The organism is Streptomyces sp. STR69 (assembly GCF_024519455.1).
Taxonomy (GTDB): domain Bacteria; phylum Actinomycetota; class Actinomycetes; order Streptomycetales; family Streptomycetaceae; genus Streptomyces.
The window spans coordinates 114690-135073 of sequence record NZ_JALJRY010000003.1 but is presented as its reverse complement, the minus strand read 5'-3'; the positions used below and the strand labels follow the sequence as shown (position 1 = coordinate 135073).

16 protein-coding genes are annotated in these 20384 nt (G+C 69.7%); 11 read left to right on the top strand and 5 right to left on the bottom strand.

Going from position 1 to position 20384, the window contains the following annotated elements; translation table 11 throughout:
- Positions 1 to 27: 27 nt before the first annotated feature.
- From OC490_RS06855 to rhaI, 3 genes are all read right to left on the bottom strand, one after another.
- Entirely contained in the window at positions 28 to 1479 is a 1452-nt protein-coding gene (locus tag OC490_RS06855; protein ID WP_262057186.1) for a rhamnulokinase, read from the bottom strand.
- Between the two features lie 8 nt (positions 1480 to 1487).
- Positions 1488 to 3527, bottom strand: coding sequence for a bifunctional aldolase/short-chain dehydrogenase (locus OC490_RS06850; protein WP_262056913.1), 2040 nt, complete (start codon positions 3525 to 3527; stop codon positions 1488 to 1490).
- A 129-nt stretch (positions 3528 to 3656) separates the two neighbouring features.
- Positions 3657 to 4817: an L-rhamnose isomerase gene (gene rhaI / locus OC490_RS06845; protein WP_262056912.1), complete on the bottom strand. Its 1161-nt coding sequence runs from the start codon at positions 4815 to 4817 to the stop codon at positions 3657 to 3659.
- Between the two features lie 261 nt (positions 4818 to 5078).
- Between rhaI and OC490_RS06840 the strand changes: the two genes are divergently transcribed.
- From OC490_RS06840 to OC490_RS06800, 9 genes are all read left to right on the top strand, one after another.
- Positions 5079 to 6596: a sugar ABC transporter ATP-binding protein gene (locus OC490_RS06840; protein WP_262056911.1), complete on the top strand. Its 1518-nt coding sequence runs from the start codon at positions 5079 to 5081 to the stop codon at positions 6594 to 6596.
- A 55-nt stretch (positions 6597 to 6651) separates the two neighbouring features.
- Positions 6652 to 7692 carry an ABC transporter permease gene (locus tag OC490_RS06835; protein ID WP_262056910.1) on the top strand — a complete coding sequence of 347 codons (1041 nt, stop codon included), beginning with the start codon at positions 6652 to 6654 and terminating at the stop codon, positions 7690 to 7692.
- On the top strand, positions 7685 to 8659 hold the full coding sequence (locus OC490_RS06830) for an ABC transporter permease (protein WP_262056909.1): 975 nt from the start codon (positions 7685 to 7687) through the stop codon (positions 8657 to 8659). The genes OC490_RS06835 and OC490_RS06830 overlap by 8 nt, the downstream gene beginning before the upstream one ends.
- Before the next feature lie 102 nt (positions 8660 to 8761).
- Positions 8762 to 9844, top strand: coding sequence for a rhamnose ABC transporter substrate-binding protein (gene rhaS, locus OC490_RS06825; RefSeq protein WP_262056908.1), 1083 nt, complete (start codon positions 8762 to 8764; stop codon positions 9842 to 9844).
- An 18-nt stretch (positions 9845 to 9862) separates the two neighbouring features.
- Entirely contained in the window at positions 9863 to 10183 is a 321-nt protein-coding gene (locus tag OC490_RS06820; RefSeq protein WP_262056907.1) for an L-rhamnose mutarotase, read from the top strand.
- A gap of 22 nt (positions 10184 to 10205) precedes the next feature.
- Complete coding sequence (locus OC490_RS06815) at positions 10206 to 11618, top strand: BNR repeat-containing protein (protein ID WP_262056906.1); 1413 nt, start codon at positions 10206 to 10208, stop codon at positions 11616 to 11618.
- 88 nt (positions 11619 to 11706) lie between these two features.
- Positions 11707 to 12738, top strand: coding sequence for a LacI family DNA-binding transcriptional regulator (locus OC490_RS06810; RefSeq protein ID WP_262056905.1), 1032 nt, complete (start codon positions 11707 to 11709; stop codon positions 12736 to 12738).
- 101 nt (positions 12739 to 12839) lie between these two features.
- Entirely contained in the window at positions 12840 to 14144 is a 1305-nt protein-coding gene (locus OC490_RS06805) for an alpha/beta hydrolase (RefSeq protein WP_262056904.1), read from the top strand.
- Between the two features lie 69 nt (positions 14145 to 14213).
- Entirely contained in the window at positions 14214 to 14825 is a 612-nt protein-coding gene (locus OC490_RS06800) for an FxLYD domain-containing protein (protein WP_262056903.1), read from the top strand.
- Positions 14826 to 14849: 24 nt separating this feature from the next.
- On the opposite strand, the gene OC490_RS06795 is transcribed toward OC490_RS06800, so the two are convergent.
- Positions 14850 to 17012: a PI-PLC domain-containing protein gene (locus OC490_RS06795; RefSeq protein WP_262056902.1), complete on the bottom strand. Its 2163-nt coding sequence runs from the start codon at positions 17010 to 17012 to the stop codon at positions 14850 to 14852.
- A gap of 100 nt (positions 17013 to 17112) precedes the next feature.
- Between OC490_RS06795 and sigJ the strand changes: the two genes are divergently transcribed.
- Together sigJ and OC490_RS06785 are read left to right on the top strand one after the other, a co-directional pair.
- The gene (gene sigJ, locus OC490_RS06790) at positions 17113 to 18006 is read left to right on the top strand and encodes an RNA polymerase sigma factor SigJ (RefSeq protein WP_262056901.1); all 894 of its coding nucleotides are present in this window, start codon (positions 17113 to 17115) and stop codon (positions 18004 to 18006) included.
- A 5-nt stretch (positions 18007 to 18011) separates the two neighbouring features.
- The gene (locus tag OC490_RS06785) at positions 18012 to 18842 is read left to right on the top strand and encodes a pentapeptide repeat-containing protein (protein WP_262056900.1); all 831 of its coding nucleotides are present in this window, start codon (positions 18012 to 18014) and stop codon (positions 18840 to 18842) included.
- Here the strand turns inward: OC490_RS06785 and OC490_RS06780 are convergent.
- A complete protein-coding gene (locus OC490_RS06780) occupies positions 18804 to 20336 on the bottom strand; it encodes a cytochrome P450 (protein WP_262056899.1) in 1533 nt (510 codons plus the stop codon). The two genes, OC490_RS06785 and OC490_RS06780, sit on opposite strands and share 39 nt — an antisense overlap.
- Between the last annotated feature and the right edge of the window lie 48 nt (positions 20337 to 20384).

The window sequence follows — 20384 nt, the reverse complement described above, 5'->3', positions numbered from 1 at the left end:
CGGAGGCCGTTCTCCTCGGGCCCCGGTTCACCGCGCGGTGAGCCGGGCTTCCGCGGCCCGCCAGCGGGCGGTGTCGCCCTGCGGTTCGTACCGGGTCGACGGCTGGGTACGGGCGAGCAGCCCCCGCATCCCGGCCAGGTCACCGACGAGCCCGTGGGCCCGCGACTGAACGAGCACATTGCCGAGGGCCGCCGCCTCCGTGGGCCCCGCCACCACCGGCAACCCGCAGGCGTCGGCGGTCAGTTGGCACAGCAGCGCGTTGCGCGTACCGCCCCCGACGATGTGCACGACGTCGACCGGATGATCGGCGAGGACCTGGGCTTCATCGACCGCCCGGCGATGGGCGAGCGCGAGCGAGTCGAGGATGCAGCGCGTGATCTCGGCCCGCGACTCCGGCACCGGCTGCCCCGAGCCACGGCACGCGTCCGCGATCCGCTCCGGCATCCGCCCCGGCGCCAGAAACACCGCGTCACCCGCGTCCACCACCGACCGCAGCGCCGGCACCCTGGCCGCCCCGCGCAGCAACTCGCCCAACTCCGGCTCGCCCCAGGCCCGTACACACTCCTGAAGCAGCCACAGCCCCATGATGTTGCGCAGATAACGAACCGTGCCGTCGAGCCCCAACTCGTTGGTGAAGTTGGCGGCCCGGCTGGCCTCGGTCAGCACGGGCGCGTCGAGCTCCAGACCCGCCAGGGACCAAGTCCCGGTACAGATATAGGCGAACCGCTCCTCAACAGCCGGAACAGCGGCGACGGCTGACGCGGTGTCATGCGACCCCACCGCCGTCACCCCCACCGGCCCCCGAAGCCCCGTCTCCTCCAGCACCTCGGCCCGCAGCACCCCCGCCGGATCCCCCGGCTGCCGCAGGGGCGCGAACAGCCCGAGGTCGATGGCGAGACGCGAGGCGATGTCGTACGACCAGTCGCGCGTCCGGGGATCGACGAGCTGGGTCGTGGAGGCGTTGGTCAGCTCGGTGCCCTGCTGCCCGGTGAGCCAGTAGGACAACAGATCGGGGATGAGCAACAGCCGCTCGGCGTACGCCAGTTGAGCCGAGTCACGGGCCGCCGTCAGCTGGTACAGGGTGTTGAAGGGCGCGTACTGCAACCCGGTCGACGCGTACAGCTCGGCCGCCGGCACGGTCGCCCACACCTTCTCGGCGACCCCCTCCGTGCGGGCGTCCCGATAGTGCACGGGATTGCCCAGCAGCGCCCCGTCCGCGTCGAGCAGCCCGTAGTCCACGGCCCAACTGTCGATACCGACGGAGTCGACCCGACCGCCGGTGGCCGAGCCCGCCGCCCGGAGCCCGTCGAGAACGCCCGCGTACAGCGCGAGGATGTCCCAGCGCAGCCCCTCCGGAGTGCGGACGGGCCGGTTGGGAAAGCGATGAGCCTCCGCCAACTCCAGGGAGTCCGGCCCGACACGGCCGACCATGACCCGCCCACTGGACGCACCGAGGTCGACCGCGGCGTACGCCTTCATGTCGGCGCTCACCGAAGGAAGGCTGCCGCAACGCCGGCGTCGACCGGGACGTGCAGCCCGGTGGTGTGCGTCAAGTCCCCACCCGTGAGGGCGAAGACGGCGTTGGCGACATGCTCGGGCAGCACCTCCCGCTTGAGGATGGTGCGTTGGGCGTAGAACTCGCCGAGCTTCTCCTCCTCGATCCCGTACGTCGCGGCCCGCTGCGCACCCCAGCCGCCCGCGAAGATGCCCGAGCCGCGCACGACACCGTCCGGGTTGATGCCATTGACCCGGATCCCGTGCTCGCCCAACTCGGCGGCGAGCAGCCGCACTTGATGGGCCTGGTCGGCCTTGGTCGCCGAGTAGGCGATGTTGTTGGGCCCGGCGAACACGGCGTTCTTGGACGCGATGTAGAGAATGTCGCCACCGAGCCCCTGCGCGATCATCGCCCGCGCCGCCTCACGCGAGACAAGGAAGGAACCACGGGCCATGATGTCGTGCTGCAGATCCCAGTCCCGTGCCGAAGTCTCCAACAGGGGCTTGGAGATGGAGATCCCCGCGTTGTTGACGACGAGATCGACCCCGCCGAAGGCGAGCAGGGCGGCCTTGAATGCAGCGCTGATCTGCCCTTCGTCCGTCACATCAACGGTGACGGCGACAGCCTTGTCGGACCCACCGAGTTCCTGGGCGACGGAGGCCGCGTTCTCGGAGTTGAGATCGGCGATCACGACGCACGCGCCCTCGTCGACCAGTCGCCGCGCGATCGCCTTCCCGATCCCACTGCCGGCTCCGGTGACGAGTGCGATCCGCGTGGCGAGCGGCTTGGGCTTCGGCATCCGCTGCAACTTGGCCTCTTCCAGCGCCCAGTACTCGATGCGGAACTTCTCCGACTCCTCGATCGGCGCATACGACGACACCGCCTCGGCGCCGCGCATCACGTTGATGGCGTTGACGTAGAACTCGCCGGCCACGCGCGCGGTCTGCTTGTCCTTGCCGAAGGAGAACATGCCCACACCCGGGATCAGCACGATCGCCGGGTCGGCGCCGCGCATGGCGGGGGAGTCGGGCAGGGCGTGCCGCTGGTAGTAGGCGGCGTACTCCTCGCGATAGACGGCGTGCAGCTCCTTCAGCCGCGCGATCGCCTCGTCCAGCGGAGCGGTGGGCGGCAGATCGAGGACCAGCGGCCTGACCTTCGTCCGCAGAAAGTGGTCGGGGCACGAGGTCCCGAGCGCCGCGAGCCGGGGATGCCCGGCCCGCGCGAGGAAATCGAGCACGACATCGGAATCGGTGAAGTGCCCCACCTGCGGCCGGTCCTGGGAGGCGACGGCACGAACGTACGGCGCGAGCGCGGCGGCCCGCTCCCGTCGCTCACCGTCGCCGAGCGGACCGTACCCCTCGACGACGGGCCCGAAGGGCTCCGCCTTCCCCCGCTCGGCGAGGAACGCCGCGGCGGTACGGATGATGTGCAACGAGTTCCGCTCGCACTCCTCGGAACTCGCACCCCACGCGGTGATCCCATGCCCCCCGAGCACACACCCGACGGCCTGCGGATTGGCCTCCTTGACGGCGGCGATGTCCAGTCCCAGCTGAAACCCGGGCCGCCGCCAAGGCACCCACACGACCGTGTCCCCGAAACACTCGGCGGTCAGTTTCTCCCCGTCGGCGGCACAAGCGAGCGCGATCCCGGAGTCCGGATGCAGATGATCGACATGAGCCGCGTCCACGAGCCCGTGCATGGCGGTGTCGATGGAGGGCGCCGCACCCCCCTTGCCGTGCAGGCAGTAGTCGAACGCGGCAACCATCTCGTCCTCGCGGTCCACACCCGGGTACACGTCGACGAGCGCCCGCATCCGGTCGAGCCGCAGCACGGCGAGCCCGGATTCGGTGAGGGTCCCGAGGTCACCTCCGGACCCCTTGACCCACATCAGGTCGACATCACCCCCGGTCACGGGATCGGTGCCGGTGCCCTTGGCGGACGTATTGCCGCCGGCGTAGTTGGTGTTGCGGGGATCGGAGCCAAGCTGATTGGAACGAGCGAGCAGAGCGGCAGCTTCGGGGTGCGGAGCCATGAACTCGGGTCCTTACGTGAGAGAGGGGACTTTCAGGGGCGCGGGGCTGCATCGATATGCGGCTCCGCCGCGCGGCGCGACCGGCCACAACGGACCCGCACCCGCAAACGACGGATTCCCGGCAGACGCTCAGGCGCCCCACCCGGCCTGCTGCCCTCCAACCCGCTCAGCGACGATCCGCTCCTGCCACCCGCTGGAGCGGTACGCCGCGATCGGGTCAGGGTCAAGCCCCTGCTCCTCGCGCAGCTCCCGCAGCAGAGGCCGTACATCCGTGTTGTACGCGTCCATGATCACGGCGTTCGCGCCCAACACATCCCCGCCCCGCTGCGCCGCACCCAACGCATCCCGGTCCACGAGCAGCGCCTTCGCCGTGGCCTCCTGCACATTCATCACCGACCGGATGATCGCCGGAATCTTCGCCTCGATGTTGTGGCACTGATCCAGCATGAACGCGACATCCGCGGTGAACCCCCCACCCCGGATCACCTCGTACATGATCCGGAACAACTGGAAGGGATCCGCCGCCCCCACCATCAGATCGTCGTCCGCGTAGAACCGCGAGTTGAAGTCGAACGCCCCGAGCTTCCCCTCCCGGAGCAGCGTCGCCACGATGAACTCGATGTTCGTGCCGGGCGCGTGATGCCCCGTGTCGACCACGACCTGCGCCTTCGGCCCGAGCTTCAGGCAATGGGCGTAAGCCGTCCCCCAGTCGGGAACATCGGTCGCATAGAACGCCGGCTCGAAGAACTTGTACTCCAGCAGCATCCGCTGCCCGTCCCCGAGTCGCTCGTACACCGCGGCCAGGGCCTCCGCCAACCGATCCTGGCGCGCGCTCAGATCATCCTGCCCGGGATAGTTCGTCCCGTCGGCGAACCAGAGCTTCAGATCCGCGGAGCCCGTCGCGTCCATGATGTCGACGCACTCCAGCAGATGGTCGAGCGCCTTGCGCCGCACCGCCGCGTCGGGATGGCAGACACTGCCGAGCCGGTAGTCGTCGTCCTGGAAGGTGTTGGAGTTGATCGCGCCGAGCTTCAGCCCGTGGTCGTCCGCGAACTTTGCCAGCGCTCCGAAGTCGTCGACCCGGTCCCAGGGAATGTGCAGGGCCACCGTCGGCGCCACGCCGGTGAACTCGTGGACCTTGGCCGCGTCCTCCAGCTTCTCCTGCGGGGTCCGCGGCACACCCTCCTGGGCGAACACCTTGAACCTGGTCCCCGAGTTCCCGTACGCCCACGACGGCGTCTCGACTGCCTGGGTCCTGAGCGCGGCCTTCACCGCGGCGAGATCGGTCACTTGTGGGCTCCTGTGACATGCGACGAAACGATGTATGTATGAAACGATTCAGAGAGCGAAGTTATGAGCCTCCCGAAGGGGTGTCAAGCCCTACGGCGAAGCCTGTGCTCCGTGACTCCAATGTGACCTTTGGCTATCGAAAGTTTTTCGATGCGGACCCATTGACGTGACAAGGCTGGCGAGCCTAACGTCCCGGCAACCAAGTTGAAACCTTTCACGACGTCGTGACGGCTCCCCGCCGACGTCGTCGAGGAGCCCCTCATGACCCACCCGTCAGACGCGGGTCCGGCCCCGGTGCTCGCGCTCAAGGGCATCTCCAAGTCCTTCGGCGCGGTACGCGCCCTGCGGGACGTGTCCCTCGAACTGTTCCCTGGTGAGGTGCACGCACTCGCCGGTGAGAACGGCGCGGGCAAGTCCACTCTCATCAAGACCCTCGCCGGTGTGCACCGGCCCGACGCCGGCCAGGTGCTGCTCGACGGCGAACCCGTCCTCTTCCACGGCCCCGGCGACGCCCGCGACGCGGGAATCGCCGTGATCTACCAGGAACCGACCCTCTTCCCCGACCTGTCGATCGCCGAGAACATCTTCATGGGCCGCCAGCCGCGCCGTGCCCTCGGCCGGATCGACCACAAGGCCACACACGCGGCGACCGCCGACCTGATGAAGCGGCTCGGCGTCGAACTGGACCCCGAGCGTCCGGCGCGCGGCCTGTCCATCGCGGACCAGCAGATCGTGGAGATCGCCAAGGCGCTCTCCTTCGACGCCCGCGTCCTGATCATGGACGAGCCGACGGCCGCACTCACCGGCAGCGAGGTGGCCCGCCTCTTCGGCGTCGTCCGCACCCTGCGCGAACAGGGCGCGGCCGTCCTGTTCATCTCGCACCGTCTGGAGGAGATCTTCCAGATCTGCCAACGTGTCACCACCCTCCGCGACGGCGCCTGGATCTCCAGCGAGCCGGTCGAGGGAATGACCGAGGACGATCTCGTACGACGCATGGTGGGCCGCGATCTCGACGAGCTCTATCCCAAGCAGGACGTCGAACCCGGTGAAGTCGCCCTGAGCGTCAAGCGGTTGACCCGCGAGGGCGTCTTCATCGACGTCTCCTTCGACGTACGGCGCGGAGAGATCGTCGGTCTCGCCGGTCTCGTCGGCGCCGGCCGTACCGAGGTGGCGCGAGCCGTCTTCGGCATCGACCGGTGGGACGCCGGCGGAGTCGAGGTCGACGGGAAGGCGCTGACGAACGGCGCCCCCTCCACCGCGATGGCCGCGGGCCTCGCCCTGGTCCCCGAGGACCGGCGCGCCCAGGGCCTGGTGATGGACATGTCGATCGAGCGCAACATCGGGCTGACCGGCCTGCGTACGACCGTGAAGGCGGGCCTCGTCGACCGCGGCGCCGAGCGCAGCCGTTCCCTCGACTGGGCGGTGAAGCTGCATGTCAAGTACGCGCGGATCGCCGACACCGTCAACACCCTCTCCGGCGGCAACCAGCAGAAGGTCGTCCTCGCCAAGTGGCTCGCCACCGGGCCCAAGGTGCTGATCGTCGACGAGCCGACCCGTGGCATCGATGTCGGCACCAAGGCCGAAGTGCACCGGCTGCTCAGCGAGCTGGCCGCCGACGGCGTCGCCGTCCTGATGATCTCCTCCGATCTGCCCGAGATCCTCGGCATGGCCGACCGCGTGCTGGTGATGCACGAGGGCCGGCTCACCGCAGAGATCCCCCGTTCCGAAGCCACCGAGGAATCCGTGATGGCCGCAGCCACCGGGAGGACCGCCGTATGAACAGGTCCTTCATGACGGCAACCCCGTCGAGCGCAGCTTCGGGGAGGGCCGCCGTATGACGGTCACCGCGCCCAACCCCGCGCCCGCCGCCGAAGTGCCCGAGTCGAGCAGCACGCGGCTCGTCGACCGCGTCTTCAAGATGCGCGAACTCGCCATCCTGGTCGTCTTCCTGGTGATGATCGGCATCACCCAGGCGGGCAACAGCCAGTTCCTGTCCGAGCAGGGCATCAAGGACCTGCTGCTCAACGCGACCATCCTGGTGCTGGTCGCCACCGGCCAGTCGCTGGTGGTCATCACCCGCAACGTAGACCTGTCGGTCGGTTCGACCCTCGGCATCACCGCCTTCGCCACCGGCGACTACCTCCAGGGCGGTGGCAACGCTGTCATCGCGATCCTGCTGGCGGTACTGCTCGGCATCGGACTCGGCCTGGTCAACGGGCTGTTGGTGAGTCTGGGCCAGGTGCCCGCCCTGGTCGTCACGCTCGGCACGCTCTACATCATCCGGGGCGTCGACTCCATCTGGGTCGGCTCACGGCAGATCACCGCCGCCGATCTCCCGGGCGGATTCGTGGACTTCGGCTCCGGCGGCCTGTCGGCGGTGCCCTGGCTGGCGCTGATCGCGCTCGCCGTACTGATCGTCACCGCCTACTACCTCAAACACTTCGGCAGCGGACGGGAGTTGTACGCCCTCGGCTCCAACCCCGAGGCCGCGCGGCTCGCCGGCATCCCCGTCCGCAAGCGGATCCTCGCCGCGTACACCTTCTGCGGCGGGCTCGCCGGACTCGCCGGCGCGATGTACCTGGCCCGCTTCGGCAACGTCGACTCCGGCACCGGCACCGGCTACGAACTCACCGTCGTCAGCGCGGTAGTTGTCGGTGGGGTGGTCTTCACCGGCGGCTCCGGCAGCGTCTACGGCGCGGCCCTCGGCGCCCTGCTGCTGACCTCCATCAACAGTGTGCTGCCCGCCCTCGGCGTCAGCTCCGTCTGGGTGCTCGCCATCAACGGCATCCTGCTCATCCTCGCCATCGCCGTCGACCGGATCGTCGCCCTGCGCGTGGCCACCGCACTGAAGAAGAGGAACGCCCGCCATGCCTGAGTCGTTGACGCGCGCGATCCGCTGGGACACGGTCGTCGGCGCCCTCCTCGTCGTCCTGTTGCTGTTCTCCTTCACCTCCGTCGACGGCTTCGGCAACGCGCTGAACCTGTCGTTCCTGATCGGCAACACCCTGCCCATCGCCCTGATCGCGCTCCCGATGACCCTGTTGGTCGTCGCCGGGGAGATCGATCTGTCGGTCGCCTCCACGGCCGGTCTGTCGGGCGCGGTGATGGGCAAGCTGTGGAACGACGGCATGGCGATCGAGACGATCATCCCGATCTGCCTGCTGCTGGGCCTGGTCTGCGGCCTGGTCAACGGGCTGCTCGTCACCCGGCTCGGACTGCCGTCCCTCGCCGTCACCATCGGCACGCTGGCCGCGTACCGGGGAATCGCGCAGATCGTGCTCGGTTCCGACGCGGTGACCGATTTCCCCACGCAGTACCTGGACTTCGCGTCCGGACGGCTCGGCGACACGTTTCTGCCGCGGGCCTTCCTGCCCTTCCTCGTGCTGCTCGCGATCGCCGTGGTCGTGCTGCACGCCACGCCGTTCGGGCGGTCGTTGTTCGCGATCGGCGCCAATGTGGAGGCTGCCCGCTTCGCCGGTATTCGGGTTCGGCGGCAGAAGTTGATTCTCTTCACGGTGACGGGGGTGATGGCCTCCCTCACCGGCATCTTCTGGGCGCTGCACTACGCCAGTGCTCGGTATGACAACGCGACCGGGCTCGAACTGTCCGTCGTGGCAGCGGTATTGCTCGGCGGGATCGATTTCGACGGCGGGAAGGGGACGTTGGGAGGTGCGGTTGCCGGTGTCTTTCTGCTCGGGGCGTTGCAGAACGTGATGAGTCTGCTGAATGTCTCCGCGCAGTCTCAGATCGTCGTCACCGGTGTTCTGCTCGTGGTCTCCGTACTTGGGCCTCGGGTTGCTCGGCAAGTCGCTGTCTCTCGGGCCGCGGCACGATCCACCTAGTCGGTCGGTTGGCGGCTGCGGGTCCGTTGTGGCTGGTCGCGCCGTTCCCCGCGCCCCTGAAGGGGCGCTTTCACTCAACCTCGTATCAAAGGAACCCCTCGCATGCGCAAGTCATCGCTCCGTCGTGCCTGTGCGGCTCTCGTCGCCGTCACTTCGCTCACCCTCGCCGCCACCGCCTGCGGGGGTACCACCAAGAAGGATGTGAAAGACGAGAACACCGGGTCCGCCGTCACCGGGGGCAAGGCGGACCCGAGCGCCGCTCTCAAGAAGGGACTCACCGTCGGGTTCCTCCCCAAGCAGGTCAACAACCCGTACTTCACCACGTCCGACAAGGGTGGCGAGAAGGCCCTCACCGAACTGGGCGAGAAGTACAAGGAGGTGGGCACGACCAGTGCCACCGACACCGCCGGCCAGGTGAGTTACGTCAACACGCTCACCCAGCAGCAGGTGAACGCGATCGCCGTCTCCGCGCAGGACCCGGGTGCCCTGTGCACCGCGCTCAAGCAGGCCATGAGCAACAAGATCAAGGTCGTCACCTATGACTCCGACACCAACCCCGAGTGCCGCAACGCGTTCGTCTCGCAGGCCAGCGCGGAGGACCTCGGCCGTACCGAAGTGCAGTTGCTCGCCGAACAGATCGGCTACAAGGGCGAGATCGCGATCCTGTCGGCCGCGCAGACCGCGACGAACCAGAACACCTGGATCGGCTTCATGAAGGACGAGCTGAAGGACCCCAAGTACAAGGACATCAAGCTGGTCAAGGTCGCCTACGGCAACGACGACGCCCAGCAGTCCTTCCAGCAGACCCAGGGCCTCCTCCAGGAGCACCCGAACCTGAAGGGGATCATCTCCCCGACCACCGTCGGCATCAAGGCAGCCGCCCAGTACCTGTCCGGCTCCAAGTACAAGGGCAAGGTCAAGCTGACCGGCCTCGGCACCCCGAACGACATGCGCAAGTACGTCAAGAACGGCACCGTCGAGGGCTTCGAGCTGTGGGACCCGGCGAAGCTCGGCGCCCTCGCCGCGCAGACGGCCGTGGCGCTGGTGTCGGGGCAGATCACAGGCAAGGAGGGCGAGACCTTCACGGCCGGCGGGACCTCGTACACCATCGGCAAGGACGGCGTGATCAGCCTCGGCAAGCCGACCGTCTTCGACGCGAAGAACATCGACCAGTTCAACTTCTAGCAACCAATAGGGGTGTTGATGCAGCGCGTGTGTTTCCTGCTGAAGGTCCGGGCGGACCGCCTCGACGAGTACCGCGAGCGGCACGCCGCCGTGTGGCCCGAGATGCTCGACGCACTCTCGGCCACCGGCTGGCACAACTACTCGCTCTTCCTGCGCGAAGACGGCCTGCTGGTCGGCTACTTGGAGACCGAGGACTTCGCCGCCGCCCAGGCCGGCATGGAAGCCACCGACATCAACTCCCGCTGGCAGGCGGAGATGGCGCCGTTCTTCGAGTCCTTGGACGGCGCCCGTCCCGACGAAGCGATGAAGCACCTCACCGAGGTCTTCCACCTCGCGTGATCCCCCCACAGGAGCCGCTCACATGAGAAGACGCGCCGTGCTCACCACCGCCATACTTGCGGCCGTGGCAACGCCGGGCATCGCACGGGCGGCCGACCCCGGCCCGTCCGTCACCAAGAAGAGCACCACCCAACTCGACGCCCAGGCCGTCTACTTCGTCTCCTACGACGGCCTGGTCAACAACAACTCGTTCCAGAAGAACGGGCTGTTGACCTACAAGGGCTACCAGTACGCGGCCTGGTACACATCCACCAAGTACGCCGTCGTCGCCCGTCGCGCCCTCGGCGCCACGACCTGGTCGACCATCACTCTCTCCCATCAGCTCAAGAGCGCCGACTCCCACAACGTCATCTCCATGGGCGTGTCCAAGGTCGACGGCCGTCTGCACCTCAACATGGACTCCCACAGCGACGGCTTCTTCTACGTCAAGTCGGTCGCCGGACTCCTCGACAACCCGGCGTCCACCGCCTGGGTTTCGGCGGTCCTCGGCGCCGTACAGACCTCGCTGGACGGTGTGGCACTCACCTCGCAGTTCACCTACCCCCAGTTCATCGCCACTCCCGAGGGCAAGCTGCAGCTCAGCTATCGGGTCGGGATCTCCGGCAACGGCCGCAACGCCCTTGCGGAGTACGACGGTTCGGCCTGGACCGCGCTGGGGGAGTGGAGCGCCTCGACCGGCACCTACACCAGCACGCACGGTTCCAGCACCGCCCGCAACATGTACCTCCACGGCATCGACTACGACGTCAACGGCCGACTGCACTCCTTCTTCACCTGGCGTGAGCAGTCCGCCGCCGTGATGTGCAACAGCGGCGGCATCACCAACCACGACACCGGCTACGTCTACTCGACCGACCGGGGCCGCAGTTGGCGCAACGACGCCGGAACCGTCGTAGGAACAACGGGTAGTTCGGACACCGTGGCCGTCACGGACGGCGGACTGGTCGTCGACTCCCTCAACCCCGACCACTCCCTGATGAACCAGGAGAGCCAGTCCACCGACTCCACCGGTCTCCCGCACGCGATCATCAGCTACGTCCCCGGCCGCTTCGGCCAGTGCACCACGAATTACGTCACCGACCGCACCGCGAACGGCCGGGCCTTCCACGTCCGCAAGAACTCCGCCGGGACCTGGCAGAAGACCGAGATCCCGATCGCCCTCAACTCCAGCCAGCGCACCAAGCTGGTCCTGGACAAGTACGACAACGCCTACGCGGTGCTGCCCTACGGCCGTATCGCCGGCGCCTCGAAGGCCTCCGGGTACTCCGACTGGACGCTGCTGTACGACGCGAGTGACCTGAACGCGTTCGGCGAGGTCGTCATCGACGAGCTGCGGGTGAAGGCGGACAACGTGCTGTCGATCATGTACCAGGAGAAGTCGAGCGGTACGACCCCCTCGGCACTCCACGTCGTCGACTTCGCCCTGCCCGCGTGACCGGGGCAGCCGCCGGAGTCGGGAAAGGTCATGACGGTAATGTGAAGGTCTTCCCGCCGCCCCACGTCACCCTGGAGGTCTCCGCCTGATGGCCCAGCCGGTGGGTATCAAGGACGTCGCCCGCGTCGCCGGAGTCTCCGTCGGCACGGTCTCGAACGTCATCAACCGCCCGGACACCGTCGCCACGGAGACGCGGGCCCGGGTGCTGTCCGCGATCGACCGCCTCGGCTATGTGCGCAGCGAGTCGGCCCGCCAGCTGCGCGCGGGCCGCAGCCGGATCATGGGGCTGCTCGTCCTCGACATGGGCAACCCGTTCTTCGTGGACGTGGCCCGCGGCGCCGAGCGGGCCGCGCGCGAGTCCGGGCTCGGCGTGATGGTCTGCAACAGCGCGCAGAGCCCCGGCGAGGAGGCCGAGTACCTGTCGCTCTTCGCCGAACAGCGGGTGCGGGGCGTGCTGTTGACCCCGGCGGACGCGACCGGACGCAACATCGAGTCGTTCCGCCGGCACGGCATCCCCTTCGTGCTCGTCGACCGCGTCGCCGAGGGCACCACCGAGTGCTCGGTCTCCGTGGACGACGTCGCCGGCGGCGCGCTGGCCGTGCGGCACCTGATCGACGCCGGGCACCGCTCCATCGCGTACGTCAGCGGCCCGCCCGGCTTCAACCAGGTGCGCGACCGCCGTACGGGCGCCAAGAACGCGCTCGTGGAGGCCGGCCTCGACCCGGGCACGCTGCGCGAGCTGCCCACCGACCGGCTCGACGTGGCCGCCGGGCGCGATGCCGGCGCCCGTCTGCTGGGTCTCGCCGACCGGCCCACCGCCGTCTTCTGCGCCAACGACCTCCTCGCCCTCGGCGTGCTCCAGGCCATGTTCGCGGCCGGGGTCGGCGTCCCGGACGACCTCGCGATCGTCGGCTACGACGACATCGAGTTCGCCGCCGCAGCCGCCGTACCGCTCACCTCGGTCCGGCAGCCCGCCGTCACCATGGGCGCCCTGGCCGCCGAACTGCTCCTGGAGGAGACCGAGGCGGAGGCGGACCCGACGGCTCGCCCGCACGAGCACCGGCGGGGCGTGCTCCAGCCGGAACTGGTGGTGCGCCGCTCCAGCCTCGCCGCCCGCTGATCGGCCGGTCAGTAGGATTTCATGATCCAGGGGGTCGGATATCGGACGCATATGTGCTGGACTGTGACGCGGCCCGTCATTCGTCCGTACCAGGAGTCCCGTTGTCCGTCAGCTACCGCCAGCCCGGCGTCGTCCTCACCGACCGCCGTTTCACCGTGCCCCTCGACCACGAGGACCCCACGGGCGAGACCATCGAGCTCTACGCCCGTGAGGTCGTCGCGAGCGACAAGGCCGGCCGGGAGGACCTGCCGTGGCTGCTCTACCTGCAGGGCGGACCCGGATTCGGGGCGAATCGTTTCGTCGGTAGACAGGCCTGGCTCGACCGCGCGCTCGACGAGTACCGCGTGCTCCTACTGGACCAGCGCGGCACCGGCCACTCCACCCCGCTCAACCGCCAGACCCTCCCGCTGCGCGGCGGCCCCGCCGAGCAGGCCGACCACCTCACGCACTTCCGCGCCGACTCGATCGTCCGGGACTGCGAGACCATCCGCCCGGCCCTCACCGGCGGCGCCCCCTGGACCGTCCTCGGCCAGAGCTTCGGCGGCTTCTGCACGGTGAACTACCTGTCCACCGCCCCCGAAGGACTGCGCACCGCCCTCCTCACCGGCGGCCTGCCGTCCCTCGACGCCCACGCGGACGACGTCTACCGGGCCGCCTACCCGCGCATCGAACGCAAGGTCGCCGCCCACTACGACCGCTACCCGCAGGACGTGGAGCGCGCCCGCCGCATCGCCGAGCACCTGCTGTGCCACGAACCGGTCCTGCCCAACGGCTACCGGCTCACCGCCGAGGCCTTCCAGTCCCTCGGCATCATGCTCGGTGGCAGCGAGGGCAGCCACCGCCTCCACTTCCTGCTGGAGAACGCCTTCGTCCGCACCCCGCAGGGCTTTGAGCTCTCCGACGCGTTCCAGGAGGAGGTCCAGAACTCCCTGTCGTACGCAGGACACCCCCTCTACGCCCTCGTCCACGAGGCGTGCTACGCACAGGACGCCCGCCCCACCGCCTGGTCGGCGGAGCGCGTCCGCGGCGAGTTCCCGCAGTTCGACGCCGCCAAGACCCTCGCGGGCGACGGCCCCCTCCTCTTCACCGGCGAGACGATCCACCCCTGGATGTTCGACTCCGACCCCGCGCTGCGCCCGCTGCGCGACACCGCCGAACTCCTCGCCGCCCGCACCGACTGGCAGCCGCTCTACGACCCGGCACGCCTCGCGGCCAACGAGGTCCCGGTCGCCGCCGCCGTCTACCACGACGACATGTACGTCGACGCGACCCACTCGCTCCGGACCGCCCACTCCATCCGGGGCCTGCGCACCTGGGTGACCGACGAGTTCGAGCACGACGGCGTACGGGCCGGTGGCACGCGGGTCCTGGACCGGCTGCTGGCCCTCACGCGAGACGAGGTCTGAGTTCGCCGACGGGAGATGGGCCGGGCGACGAGATGTGACCTCGGAATTTCCGACATAAGGTTCATTTCGATGAATACCAAGTCACTCCGCCGGGCCCGCCCGGCCGCCCTGGTCCTCGCCGTCGTCGCGGCGAGCACGGTCGCGCTGGTCTCCTGCGGCGACGACAACGACAGCTCCGGCAGCAGCTCGGGGACCCCGACCCCGGACAAGGCCTCCTTCTCCGGCACGACACCGTCGGCCCTGAAGTCGGCCGCGTCCTCGGCGGTCGCGTCGGCCCGCGCCCAGGCCTCCGCAGCGGCGTCCTCCGCCTCCGCCGCCGCGTCCTCCTTCGAGGCCTCCGTGTCGGCCGAGGTCGCCCGCGCGAGCAAGGACGCCCAGAACCAACTCAAGAACGTCACGGGCCAGGGCAACGCGATGTCGGACGTCGCCATGACCGGCAAACCGCGCGCCCAGACCAGCGGGCTCCTCGCCGTCCTCGTCACCATCACCAACAAGACCGACAAGAAGGCGTCCTACGCCGTCCAGGTCGACTTCCTCGACTCCTCGGGGAAGGTGGTGGAGACGCGCTACGTCGGCGCCGAGAACCTCGCCCCCGGCGCGAAGGCCCAGCCCGTCGCCATCAGCACGAAGCCGCCGGAGCCGGTGCTGACCCCCAAGTTGGCCAAGGCGCAACGCTATTGAGCACGCTCCTCGGCAACGGGCTCCTCAACGCTCGGAGTTGAGCTCGTCCACGGCTCCGCCCGTGTCCCCGATCGTCGTGTAGTCCACGGCGACGAAGTTCACCCGCCGACCGCGTTCCCGCTCGCAGCGGTGGACGCGGTCGAGCACGAACCGGCGGGCGTTGACCTCACCCGCGTCCAGCCGGCTGCCGCCGTCGATGGTGATGAAGTGGTTGAGCAGGAACAGGCGTTTGTCGCTGCCACCGCGATGCGGCACGCAACTCATCGCGTCCGGTGTGCGGAACGCGAACGGCGTTTCCATGCCGTAGTCGTAGAAGTTGCGGTACCAGGGCGCCGGACCGTCGGCCTGCTCGGCGAAGACGACGAGCCGGCGTCCGCTGTCGATCAGGTCGCCCAGTGTCGGCCACGGCTTCGCGGGATCGGGGTCAGGGGTGTGGACGAGGTCGCTCAACCCGGCCTGTGCGAAGGCCTGTCGGGTGTCCTCGCCGCTGATCGCGTCCTGCACGATCAGGGTGATCACCTCGGTCGGGTGGGCGCGCATCCAGTCCCCGATCTCGCGCAGCGCGGGCACCAGGGCGATGGCGCCGGCCCGGCACACCGAGTGGCACAGCCACAGCCCCTCGCGCGGCGGGTTGACCTTGTTGACGGCCGAGGCGATGAACTTCCGCTGTTCCGGGGTGAAGTCGGACTCGGCGAGCCGCGCGGCGATCTCGTCCGGGCGCTCCCACTTGTAGGTGTCGATCTGCAGGGCGCGCACCCCGTCGTCCAACTGGGCGGTGATTCCCGGGTCTTGGAGCGGGCCGATGAACCGGTCGACGGTGGTCGACATCGCGTTGTGCGAGGTGAGGTAGGCGACCTCGTCGTAGGACCGGTCGCACAGGTCGGCGCTGCCCTCGCAGGTGCGGGACGCGGTGGGCGTGACGGCGTACGGGATCAGCAGGACGCCGGCGACGGCGGCGCCGCCCGTGGCGAGGGCCAGCCGGCGGAGGCGGGGGAGGGCGGGCATGTGCGGCCGGACCTGGAGGGCCCAGCCCACGCCGGTCAGGAGGGCGCCGGCCAGGACCGGGACCAGGGCGGTCGTCAGGGTGGTGGCCGTGAGCCGGTCCAGGGCGGTGCGCTGTACGTCGTCGACCAGCCGGGCCAGGCTAGGTGGCCAGGAAGCCGGCGGATCGATCACCCGTCCGCCGCTGATCAGTCGGAAGAGGACGGCGACGAGCCCGGCCAGCACTCCACCGGCCGCGAGGGACCAGCCCACGGGGAGGAGCCGGCGGCCCGGGGACGCCGAGCCGCCGATCCACAGCACCGTCAGCGCGGCGACGAGGAGCGCCGAGGCGAGGGCCTCCGTGAGGCCGAGGCCGACCGCCGTGTAGGTGCGGGCGCGGTGCAGCGGGGCCAGGTCGTTGCCGGACGCGGCGAGGGTGTCCGTGAGGTTCCAGGTGCCGCCGTTCACGGTCGTCCGCAGCCGGTCGGCGGCCGTACGGGTGCGGTCCGACACGGCGGCGGGGGCCACGGTGGCGAGCGCGGTCGCGACATCGCCGTCCCGCAGCGCGGCTTCTACCGCCGGACGCAGGGCGTCCCGGTCCGCGACGGGCAGCCCGCTCACCAGCGTCCCGGCCGCCTGTTCCGCCTGTGTCTCGGTCAGCGGGAGAGCGGGCAGCCCGCTCGGGACGTGCCCCGCGGTCACGGCTGCCAGGGCGGTGGACAGGTCGGCCGAGAAGCGTTCGAAGTCGGGCTCGGGCCGGTTCTGGACCGAGGCGACGAGATCGCCGAAGTAGATCTGCGCGAGGTCGTTGAGATTGGCAAGCACCGGCCGCAGATCGACCTTGAGGACCAGCGAGTCGCGCTCGCCGCCCAGATAGCCCACCACGGCGTCGATCTGCTGCTGGGTGAGATCGCGGACCGTCTCCGGCGGCAGCACCAGCTTGAGGTTGGAGGTGACCTGGGCCTCCGGCACGGGCAGCCGGGCGAGCAGCCCCCGGGTGACCGCGGCCGTCCGGGGATCGACCAGCACCTGGCTGTAGAGCCGGTCGTAGGCCTGCTGCTCGTCCAGTGCGGACCGGTAGAAACCGGGTGAGACCACGGTGGAGCGGGCCGTGGCCGCGAGGGTGAGGACCGCCGTCGCGAGGACGGCCAGGACCAGAGCCGCGACACGCGGCAGTCTGCGGGACGCGATGCCGACCGGGTCCATGATTTCCCATCGTCGTCCCGCCCCACCCGCCCCGCAAACGGACATGAGGAGCCGAAAAATGGCATGCCCGTGGCGGGGGTGGACGTGTTGGGTGGGCGGTATGAACGACACGGAACTCCTGGCGGACCGCTTCGAGGAACACCGGGGCCGTCTGCGCGCGGTGGCCTACCGCATGCTCGGCTCGCTGCCGGAGGCGGAGGACGCGGTCCAGGAGACCTGGCTGAAGCTGAGCCGCACCGACGCGGACGAGATCAGGAACCTCGGCGGCTGGCTCACCACGGTAGTCGGCCGGGTCTGTCTCGACCTGCTGCGCGCCCGCGCCGCGCGCCGCGAGGACCCCATCGACGAGACCTTCGTCCCGGACCCGCTGCTCAGACCCCTCACGGACCTGGACCCCGAGGAGGAAGTGCTCCAGGCGGACTCGGTGGGCCTTGCCCTCCTCGTCGTCCTGGAGACCCTGGAGCCCGCCGAACGGCTCGCGTTCGTGCTGCACGACCTGTTCGCGGTGCCCTTCGACGACATCGCCCCGATCGTGGAACGGAGCTCCGCCGCGACCCGCCAACTGGCCAGCAGGGCCCGCCGCCGGGTCCAGGGCGCGAGCCCGTCGACCGACCCGGACCTGGGCCGGCAACGCGAGATCGTCGAGGCGTTCCTCGCCGCCGCACGCGAGGGCGACTTCGACGCCCTTGTCGCGCTCCTGCACCCGGACGTGGCACTGCGCGCCGACTCCGGCGCGCTGGTGCGAGGCGCTGCGGCCTCCAAGGCGATGCGTGGAGCACGCGCGATCGCCGAACAGGCCCTGATGTTCGCCCCGTTCGCACGTCTCGCCCAACTCGCCCTGGTCAACGGCTCGGTGGGCGTCGTGAACGCCCCCGAAGGACAGCTCCTGTCCGTCATGGGCGTCACGATCGCCGACGGCCGGATCACCGAGATGTACATCCTGTCCGACCCAGACCGGCTGGCCCGCCTCGATGTGAACGGGTCACTACGCTGAACGGCATGGAAGATCACATAGCGGGTCCGACCGAACTGCGCGGTGACTGCGAACGGTGCTTCGGGCTGTGCTGTGTCGCGCTGCCCTTCGCCGCCGCGACGGACTTCGCGATCGACAAGGCCGCGGGGACACCGTGCCCGAACCTCCGGGGCGATCACCGCTGCGGCATCCACGCGAAACTCCGGCAGACGGGCTTCACCGGCTGCACGGTCTACGACTGCTTCGGCGCCGGGCAGAAGGTCTCGCAGGTCACCTTCGGCGGGCAGGACTGGCGCACGGTTCCCCGGGCGGAGTCCCGTCGGATGTTCGACGTGTTTCCCGTCGTACGGCAGCTGCATGAACTGCTGTGGTACCTGACCGAGGCGCTCACCCTGCCGGCCGCGCAGCCCGTCCATGCCGAGTTGCGCGAGGCGCTGCGCGCGACCGACGCGCTCACGCGCGGCACGGTCGAAGAGCTCGGTGCGCTCGATGTGGGCGTCCATCGGCAGGAGGTCAATGTGCTGTTGCTGCGGACCAGTGAGCTGATGCGGGCCGGGGCGAAGGGGAAGAAGAAGGACCGGCGCGGTGCGGATCTCATGGGGGCCCGGCTCAAGGGCGCCGATCTCAGCCGGGCCGATCTGCGCGGCGCCTACCTCATCGCGGCCGATCTCACCGGGGCCGACCTGCGCGGCGCGGATCTGATCGGGGCCGACCTGCGGGACGCCGATCTCACGGACGCCGATCTGACCGGCGCGTTCTTCCTCACCCAGCCCCAGGTCAACGCGGCCCGGGGCGGCGCGGGCACCAGGCTGCCGGGGTCAGTCGTCCGCCCGGTGCACTGGGCAGCGGGCCTCTGAGGGGCCCTCGTCCGGGACCGCGACCGGCGTGGTCGCCGGCCGGGACACGGTGCGTCGGTCCAGGTGGAGCCGTAGGCCCTCCGGCATCAGCGTCAGGCGTTCGGTCACGCGCAACCGGTAGGCGGGGTCGGGGCGCAGGTCGTAGCGGCGCAGCAGCAGGCCCAGGACCAACGTCGCCTCGTGCAGGGCGAATTGGCGGCCGATGCACGCCCGCGCTCCCGTCCCGAAGGGCTTGAAGGTGTGCGGGGCGCGCGAGCGGACGGCCTTGGCGTCGAAGCGGTCCGGGTCGAACTCCTCGGCGTCCGCGCCCCACACCTCGGGGTCGCGGTGCAGCATCGGCGTCAGGATCAGCGCCCAGGCACCCCGCCGCACCGGGTGGACCCCGGCGAGCTCGGTGTCGCGGGTGGCCTCGCGGGCGTAGGCGGGGGCCGTCGGCCACAGCCGCAGCGACTCGTCGAGCACCCGGCGCACATAGCGCAGCTTGGCGATCTGCTCGTAGCCCGGTACCTCCGCGTCGCCCCAGACCTGGTCGATCTCGGCGCGGGCGCGGGCCGCGACCTCGGGGTGGCGGGCGAGGTAGTGCAGCGCGAAGGACAGCGAACCCGAGGTCGTCTCGTGGCCGGCGACCAGGAAGGTGATCACCTGGCGGCGGACGTTCTCGGCGGAGAGCTGCTCGCCGGTCTCGGGGTGGGTCGTCTCCAGCATCCGGTCGAGCAGGTCGCCGTCACCACCGCTCGTCGTACGGCGGGTGCGCACCATGTCGTCGACCGTGCGGTTGAGATAGGCGATGTCGGCCTCGTTGCGCCGGGTCGCGGTGCGCAGCAGGAGCGGGGCCAGCGGTGCGGGCACGGAGTTGAGGCGCTGTGCGTAGCTGAGGGTGCCCACCATCGAGGTGACGAAGGGGTGCGGGCGGTCGCGCTCGAAGGAGCCGAAGTCATGGCCGAAGCCGGTGCGCGCGATCGTCTCCAGGGTCAGCTTGGTCATGTCGCCGGGCACGTCCACCGACCGTCCGGCGGCCAGTTCGCGGTCCCAGAGGTCCGTCAGGCGTTCGGCCACGGCCAGCATCATCGGGTGGTAGCCCGCCATCGCCTCGCGGCTGAAGCCGGGGGCCAGGACGTCGTGCGCCAGCTGCCAGTTGGGCTCGTGGTTGTACGCCGTGAACAGCCCGTCCCCGGCGACCGGCCGCAGGTTCGCGACCCCCAGACCGACATGCTTGGCGAACCGCGTCTCGTCCGCCATGTCGGCCACCAGGTCGGCGCCCCACACGAACACGAACTCCTTGCCGAAGGCCTTCCGCCGGAAGATCGGGCCCAGTTGACGGGCGAAACGGAGCGAGTCCTGGAGGGGTGTGCGGCGGTCGGCGCCGATGACGTCACCGAGGAACGGGACCCGGCGCGGGGGACGCGGGATGCGGTCGAGGTGGGGCCAGCCCTGCTCGGCGCCCCGGAATCCCCTCGGCAGCGCGGCCGGCGTCACCGTCGTCGTCTCCGCCATGACGCGATCTCCCTTGATCCACCCGCGGGTTCAGCCTGTTGTACGTGG